Here is a 7119-nt window from a genome sequence, read left to right as displayed (position 1 = left end):
GAGAGGGGATGTTTACAAATGAGTGCGCAAATTATTGAGCGTGAAGGAAAACCAGAGTATGCCGTGCTGCCCTATGATGAGTATTTGAAGCTCGTAGAGCTGGCGGAAGACGTACGGGATCTCGCGGATGCCAAAAAAGCNACGCTTGAGCTCGCCAGCGGGGAAGANGAAGCCATACCCGTCGAGACAGTTAACCGCTTGATGGCTGGTAACGATCATCCGCTGAAAATCTGGCGGGAGTATCGCCAGCTTACCCAAGAAGTTTTAGGGACTACTGCTGGCGTCGGCAAGTCTTATATCAGTCAGATTGAATCGGGCAGTAAGTCTGGCTCGGCTAAAGTACTGAAAGCTCTCGCAGAGGTGTTACAGGTGGATATGGACGATTTGATGGTAGACTGAGTAAGCCACAAGTCGATCATGGACAGGCACACAAGATTCCTCGCCCGTGTAAAAATCGAAACCCAGGCCGACCAGCTGGCCGAAATCAAAAGCCAGTGGGGCGAGCAGGTGGCTAGTTTGAAGGCCGAGATTGGCCGCTACCATGAACGGCTAGAGGTGGTACGAGACACCGCTCAGCAGGCAACGGCTGGCGAGGCTGAAAAATGGCGCGAAACGGTGGCTCTGGAGCACAAGCGCAACGCGGAATTACAGAGCGAACGCGACAATCTAGCCGAACGCCTGGCGGCGCTGGAAGCGACAGAAAAGGGGCCACATCGGCTGTGACCCCTTCGGCTAATGGCCTCAGGCCACGGCCGCCTCCTCGTCCTCCAGCGTCAGCTCCACGTGGAAGTGCGCCGGACCGGTCAGGTTGACCAAGGCGTCGAGGCCAAACTTGTTGATGCGGCCGTTCAGCAGGTCGTTCAGGCGGGGTTGGGTGATACCCAGGCGCATGTTCAGGGCTTCTTCAGGGGTGTCTTCAATCAATGGCTGACCTCGATCTTCCATAAAATCGTCTGTGACGCTTTCGTCAGAATCAACGTACTCGTCCCAGACGGGATCGGTTGGCCGGTCGTAACGTGTGACTGACCCCCGGAGCCGTTCTAGAGGTTCTAGTTCCTGCGGAAGTGGTTCAGCCAGTTCGTCCGCGTGGGCGCCTTTAGCGTCGAGGCCGTCGAGAAGCTCCTGCTCTGTTATGCGTTTTATGCTCATGCGATTCTCCGGTAAGACTGTAAATTTAGCTTGCCAGTCATCCGTTTTTAAACCTCACAGTTTTAGCCTGGGGAGCTCAAAACTCGAAGAGATGCCTCCATATATCCATCCGCTGATGGAGTATTCTGATTACCAAAATATCGTGCTCACGTTGCCGGTAAAAAATGGCATGCTTTTGATGATCATGGCGGCGAACACTGACTGCAATTTCTGGGCATTCGCAGCCCATCAATGGCGAACCAGATAAAAGCTGAAAAGTTCTGTCCAAATCGTCGGTATAAATGTCAGCTTTAAGAGCTCCAAAATTAAGCAGGGTGTACTCGTAGATAGCGGCAAAATCTTCAGCCGCCAGATTTGAAAGTTTATACAGGGTGTTGCTGTTTTACTCGGGCGGCAATATCGTGCAAAGACAGAACGCTTTCTCCACTATGCTCGCCAGCATCCACTGCAGCTCTTAACGCGGCTAGCTGGTTTTCCTGGCGCTCGAGCAATCGCAAAGCTGAGCGAACAACCTCGCTGGTTGAGCCAAACCGTCCAGACTCAATAAGTTTCCCTATAAAGTCATCTAACGGAGCCCCGATAGTAATGCTGGTTGTTCTGGCCATGACACCACCCCCTTGTGTTAATAGTTAGCACAATTATAGAGCCTCAAATATTTATCAACAAGTTGTCATTTTCTCTCGCAATCAGTTCAGCCGAGCGTGGCTGAAGCCGGTACGTTTTAACAATTCGCACAAATCTGGCCACATAATCGCATTGGCCGGCAGGCGGCAGCCATTGATCTGGGCCTTTGGCGCCCTTGCAGGTTCAAGCTGGTCTCGACTGGCCAAAGGTTTACTGAATCATTCGCAAACCGCTCTCGCTTTTCACGTGACCACTGCCATCAAACGTATTTCCGGACGGAATCTTGGGTACAAGACCAACCCTCTGACTCTTTTACTGTTCAATTGGTGGCGGCCAGTTCGGAGGCGACTGTAAAGCAGTACATTGAGCGGCATCAGATAAAACACACGGCCGCTTATGTGCGTACTTCGCGTCTAGGCTTGCGTTGGGCCGGAATTCTGTTGGTCGGCGCTCAATCAACAAGTGAGCTTACGCGGTTACGCCCCGTTTCCTTTGCCTTATAAAGCTGTTGGTCGGCGCGTTTTATGGCCGGTTTCAGTGAGCTCTCTTCGGGATGGACAACCGTCACGCCCAGTGACGCGGTGTATGCCACCTGCCCACCGTCGACCAGATCGGCTCCGATATCAACGGGGGTGGTTTCTACTGCCTGGCGCTGGCGTTCGGCAATCATGCCAGCCTGTTCTATATTGGTGCCAGGGAGCAGTACGGTGAATTCTTCGCCGCCCATCCGGCACAGTACATCTCCATCCCGTAACTGCTCTTGTGCGGTTTGTGCGAAGGCCTGCAGAACCAGATCACCCACATCGTGACCATAGCGGTCGTTAATGCGCTTGAAGCGGTCCAGATCAATGGCGATCAGGCACAGGGGTTCGCCGTTTCGTTGGGCTCGGGCCATTTCCATGTCCGCCTGGTTTTCCAGGTACCTTCGGTTACCGAGCCCCGTCAGCAGGTCGGTCATGGTCTGTTGGGTCAACAGGTCTTCCAGCTGCTTTCGTTCGGTCAGGTCGAACACCATGGCCCGGCTGTACTGAAAACCATCGGAGTTTGTCTGGGCGGTGGCTTCGATCGCGACCTGGAGGGTGCTGCCATCACGGCACATCAGTTCACACTCCGCTGAGCCCTCATGGCCGTCCCCCAGAACTTGCCGGAAGGCTTCATCAAAGGCGTCCCGGGTTTCTGAGGTAACCAGTTCACGATACAGCTGTTTGCCAATGAGTTCGTCAGCGCTGTAGCCCAGCCATTGCAGTTCGGTACGGTTGATCTTGAGGATCACGCCGTGTTTATTCAGGGAGTGGTATCCGCAGGGCGCGTGTTCGTAGAGATCGAGGAGTTCCCGGGCGTCATCTCTTGTTTCCAGGGACAGTTTCTGCGCACCGGCCCTCAGAGTTCGCTGGTGGTGATTGGTCAGTACCCAGCCAATACCAAAGGCAATCGCCAGCACATAAACGAGCACCACCAACGCCCCGGTCCAAGGGCTTTCAGCCAGTAGGTAGGTGAAGCCTGGCCTCGGAACGATGATTGCGAGACGCCATGGCTGAGTGCCCGGCAGCCCCAGGACTTGCTCGGCCTGGCTGCGGGCATGGTGAGTGCGGAAGTCCTGGGTATGGAAAAAAATCAGGCGGTCACCGAGACGCACTTCGCCCCGGTTGGAGGAAATCATAGCCTGCCAGGCCTCCGGCCACTGTATCGGCAGGGAACTGCCAAAGGAAAGGGCGCCGCTCCCGTTCGGCAACAGCGAGGTGCCCTGGGCATTAACAAGCAGTGCCTGGGTCTGCGAATACATGCCCTCGGCGTGCGGCAAGCGGCTGGCCAGAGAGTGCCAGTCCAGTGTGAGCAGCAGTACCCCCAAACGCTCACCGTCTTGCCCGAACACGGGCGCGGTAATGTCCACCACCGCCGTGGTGATTTCCGGGCCGGTAGCTCCTGGCCTAAGATAGGGAGGTGAGACATAGAGACTGCGCGCCTTCAGTGTCATGGCCTCCCGGAAGTACAGGGCATCTGCATGGCCCGGATCAGCTGCTGGTGATGTGGGACTCTGTGTAGGTAAGTGTTCATTGCCGTTTGTGTCAATCAGGGCCAGGCGGGTATAGCGGCCGAAGTGGGTCAATAGGGTGTTGAACATCACCCCCAACTGGTCCTCATTCTGTTTTAGCAGGCGTTCCTGATAGGGCGATTGGGTTTCTTGCGCATGGCTGAGGTACTGCACCACAGAAGGAAACTCTGCAATGGCCAAAGAGAGATTCAGGCTCTCGTTCATGTCCTGAAGGAGCACATCGTATTCAGCCTCCAGCAGCGCCCGGGCCGTGATACGGGCACTCTCCACCCGACTTTCAATGTTCGACCAGAAAAGCGGCACCAGTGTCGAGGTGATCAGCAACGCAGGTATAAGTGTGGCCAGGGCCAGGCGTATGCTCAGTCTCTTCATGATGTCGCGGGATCCACCGGCAAGAGGTCAGGCAGCTTTTTCAACTCGGCCAGAGGCATCGGCCGGGCAAACAGGTACCCCTGCAGGATATCGCAGTGCCGGCGGGCCAGGTCTTCCTGCTGCTCCCGGGTTTCTATCCCTTCCGCAACCACCATCATGTCCATGTGGTGGGCCATGGTGATCACGGCCTGAATGATGGCGGCCATCCGGTGATCTGTTGTGGTTTTCTCCACAAAGCTGCGGTCAAGTTTCACTTTGTGAACGGGCAGGTCCCGCAGATAACTCAGGCTGGAATAGCCCGTCCCGAAATCATCCAGGACCATGCGTACGCCCAGGGTTTTCAGGGTTTCCATCAGCTCGATCACCGGCTTGGCTCCGTCCAACAAGACGCTTTCAGTCACTTCCATTTCCAACAGTTGTGGCGGCAGGCCGGTTTCGTTGAGCACCCGGCGGACGTCGTCAAGGAAGCCGTCACGCACAAACTGCAGGGAGGATATGTTGACCGCAACCTGCAATGGCCGCTCCCGGTGGGCATTGAAGTCTGCCATTTCTGTGCAGGCCTGCTTGAGAATCCAGAGGCCCAGGGGCACGATCTGGCCGGTTTGCTCGGTCAGTGGAATGAATTCATCGGGGGAGACCATTCCCCGGGTAGGGTGATGCCACCGCACCAAAGCTTCCACACTGCGCAGGCGCCCGGTGACGGCATCCACCAGGGGCTGGTAATAGATTTCAAACTGGTTTTCCTGCAGCGCGACGTGAAGATCGTGCCTCAGGCTCACGTTGTTCCGGCTGCGCTCGGCTTTATGACCGCTGTGCCATTGCCAGGTGTTTCTGCCCTGCTGCTTGGCCCGCTCCAGGGCAAGATCGGCAAACTGGAGCAGTTCATGGGGGGCGTCCAGAGGCCCGCCGTTACTGGCAATCCCGATACTGGCACTGATGTGAACCCTCTGGCCATCCACGTCGATCGGCTGTGCAAGGTGTACTAATATGCGCTCGGCAAGTTGGATGACCTCGTTCCGGTTCGTGTAGCCGGGTATCAGCAGGCCAAATTCATCCCCAACCAACCGGGCAACGGTCGCCTCAGGCGCCGTCAGATCTGTCAGGCGCTGGGCAATGGTGATGAGTACCTGGTTGCCGACATGGCGTCCCAGTTCGTCATTGATGGGCTTGAACCCGTCCAGGTCCAGATGCATGGCGGCCAACGATCCACGCTCACCATCCGCAGTCAGTGCGTCACGCAGTGTCTGTTGAAACGAGGCCTCGTTAGGTGAGCCGGTCAGCAGGTCATGGGTTGCCTGGTAGGTAATCAGAGCTTGCTGCTCTTTTTGGTGGCTAATATCCTGCTGGCTGCTGATGAAGTGAGTGCAGAGGCCGTCATTATCAAACACCGGGCTGATCCACAGGTGGTTCCAGAAAGGCGTGCCATCCTTTCGGTAGTTAATCAGTTCGACGTTGACCTCGGTTTGATGGCGCAGCCCATGCCGTATGGCTTCGAGGGTTTCCGGGTCGGTGTCGTCGCCATGAAGAAAGCGACGGTTGTGTCCGATAAGGTCGTTCTGGGTATAGCCGGTCATATCTGCGTACGCCAGGTTGGCATAGACCGTCGGCATGTCTGGACTGCGTGCGTCCACGATGAGCATACCGGTGGGGCTTGCCTCAATGCCACGCTTGAGCAGGCGCAGTTCCGCATCCTGATCTTTGCGATCGGTAATGTCCCGGCAGATACCGTAGACGCCCACAATCTCACCCCGGATGGTGATCGGGAAATTGGTGACCTCCAGAAAGTAGGGGTGGCCGGGTGCATGGGTGCGCATGGTTTCGTAGGTGATGGCCTCACCGTTTCGGGCTCTGTCAAACGCCTTCTGGGTTAGTGCGCGGTACTCGGGTTTAACAAGGCGATTGAAGTGTAGGCCATGCAAGCGATCTGCCGTATAGCCGGCAATGCGTTCCATCGCCGTGTTACAGCTCTGGAAGTGGCCATCCAGATCAAAGGTGTAGACACCATACGGATGGTTATTGAACAGGGCTTGGTGCCACTCGGAGAGGGCCAGATGGTCTTCAGCATCTCGTTGGCGGAGAATGGCCAGGGTAGCCAGGGCAGCGCCGTGGGTGAGATTGTGCTGAGCTTCCGCGGTCGGGGTGATCGGGGCGTTGTAGTAGGTTGAGAAGGTGCCCAGGAGCTCTCTCTTCGAGGTTAGAATTGGCATTGACCAGCAGGCAATCACTCCCTCTGCCTCGGCAATGTCATGGTAACCGTCCCAGCGGGGGTCCTTCTGAATATTTTCAGTAATAACCAGGTTTTTGGTGAAGGCCGCCGTGCCGCAGGTGCCCATGTTCTCAGCCACTGGAACATCCTGCATGGCCCGGAAAAAATCATCAGAAAACCGGCTGGTGGGCATCAGGCTCAAACTGTTGGTGTCCGGATGAAACCGCATGATGGAAACCAACGCGCCGGGCATCATGCTGCCGACCCAGTCGGTTATCGCGTCCAGGGTTTGTTCCAGTGGGCGTTGCTGTGCGATCAATTCATGGATTTCCTGCTGCGCTTCCAGCACAGAAAACTCAATGTCGCTCATGATGCTGCACTCCGTTCTAAGATGGGGCTCGCCGCAGGAAGTTGCCCTCCAAGTCATCAACGAGCGGAATCGTAGTGAGATGTTCAGACAAGCGCACCCAAGGACCTGACTTGGCAGGCTTACCGTAATGGCTTTGCCTGAAAATGGGTGACCTACACCGTGCCATCAAGCGTTCATTAAACCGAGTGTTGCACTTGGAGTTGGAGACCGCCCGTCCAGCCTCACCTCGTTGATTACTTAAATAAACTCGTTAGAAGACTGTGAAGCTTAGTCAATTTTGTCGCACTTTGCACAGATTACGGGGTGACTGGAATGCTGTTCGGGAGTCAGTTGACCACTACAAAA

General features: G+C 55.9%; 7 protein-coding genes. 2 read left to right on the top strand and 5 right to left on the bottom strand.

Annotation, left to right across the window (positions count from 1 at the left end; translation table 11 throughout):
- Positions 1 to 18: 18 nt before the first annotated feature.
- Together A3OI_RS0104635 and A3OI_RS0104630 are read left to right on the top strand one after the other, a co-directional pair.
- Positions 19 to 399 (top strand): helix-turn-helix domain-containing protein, encoded by a 381-nt coding sequence (locus A3OI_RS0104635; protein ID WP_018403153.1) that lies wholly within the window; start codon positions 19 to 21, stop codon positions 397 to 399.
- An 18-nt stretch (positions 400 to 417) separates the two neighbouring features.
- Positions 418 to 723, top strand: coding sequence for a hypothetical protein (locus tag A3OI_RS0104630; protein ID WP_018403152.1), 306 nt, complete (start codon positions 418 to 420; stop codon positions 721 to 723).
- 18 nt (positions 724 to 741) lie between these two features.
- Here A3OI_RS0104630 and A3OI_RS23660 read toward each other — a convergent pair whose 3' ends face one another.
- The 5 genes from A3OI_RS23660 to A3OI_RS0104605 form a co-directional block, all read right to left on the bottom strand.
- Positions 742 to 1149 (bottom strand): XRE family transcriptional regulator, encoded by a 408-nt coding sequence (locus A3OI_RS23660; protein WP_018403151.1) that lies wholly within the window; start codon positions 1147 to 1149, stop codon positions 742 to 744.
- A gap of 76 nt (positions 1150 to 1225) precedes the next feature.
- Entirely contained in the window at positions 1226 to 1462 is a 237-nt protein-coding gene (locus A3OI_RS21665; protein ID WP_267283278.1) for a type II toxin-antitoxin system RelE/ParE family toxin, read from the bottom strand.
- Between the two features lie 49 nt (positions 1463 to 1511).
- Complete coding sequence (locus A3OI_RS0104615; protein WP_018403150.1) at positions 1512 to 1754, bottom strand: type II toxin-antitoxin system ParD family antitoxin; 243 nt, start codon at positions 1752 to 1754, stop codon at positions 1512 to 1514.
- A 470-nt stretch (positions 1755 to 2224) separates the two neighbouring features.
- Positions 2225 to 4198, bottom strand: coding sequence for a sensor domain-containing diguanylate cyclase (locus A3OI_RS0104610; RefSeq protein ID WP_018403149.1), 1974 nt, complete (start codon positions 4196 to 4198; stop codon positions 2225 to 2227).
- Complete coding sequence (locus A3OI_RS0104605; protein WP_018403148.1) at positions 4195 to 6774, bottom strand: bifunctional diguanylate cyclase/phosphodiesterase; 2580 nt, start codon at positions 6772 to 6774, stop codon at positions 4195 to 4197. Before A3OI_RS0104605 ends, A3OI_RS0104610 begins: the two co-directional genes overlap by 4 nt.
- Positions 6775 to 7119: the final 345 nt, after the last annotated feature.

This window comes from Marinobacter gelidimuriae (assembly GCF_000372805.1).
Taxonomy (GTDB): Bacteria; Pseudomonadota; Gammaproteobacteria; order Pseudomonadales; family Oleiphilaceae; genus Marinobacter; species Marinobacter gelidimuriae.
The sequence above is the reverse complement of the archived record's forward strand: the minus strand, read 5'-3'. Positions and strand labels throughout refer to the sequence as shown.

Excerpts from the sequence above, each read along its gene's own strand:
- A3OI_RS0104605 (WP_018403148.1), bottom strand. The coding sequence starts at position 6,774 with ATGAGCGACATTGAGTTTTCTGTGCTGGAAGCGCAGCAGGAAATCCAT.
- A3OI_RS23660 (WP_018403151.1), bottom strand. The coding sequence starts at position 1,149 with ATGAGCATAAAACGCATAACAGAGCAGGAGCTTCTCGACGGCCTCGAC.
- A3OI_RS0104610 (WP_018403149.1), bottom strand. The coding sequence starts at position 4,198 with ATGAAGAGACTGAGCATACGCCTGGCCCTGGCCACACTTATACCTGCG.
- A3OI_RS0104615 (WP_018403150.1), bottom strand. The coding sequence starts at position 1,754 with ATGGCCAGAACAACCAGCATTACTATCGGGGCTCCGTTAGATGACTTT.
- A3OI_RS0104630 (WP_018403152.1), top strand. The coding sequence starts at position 418 with ATGGACAGGCACACAAGATTCCTCGCCCGTGTAAAAATCGAAACCCAG.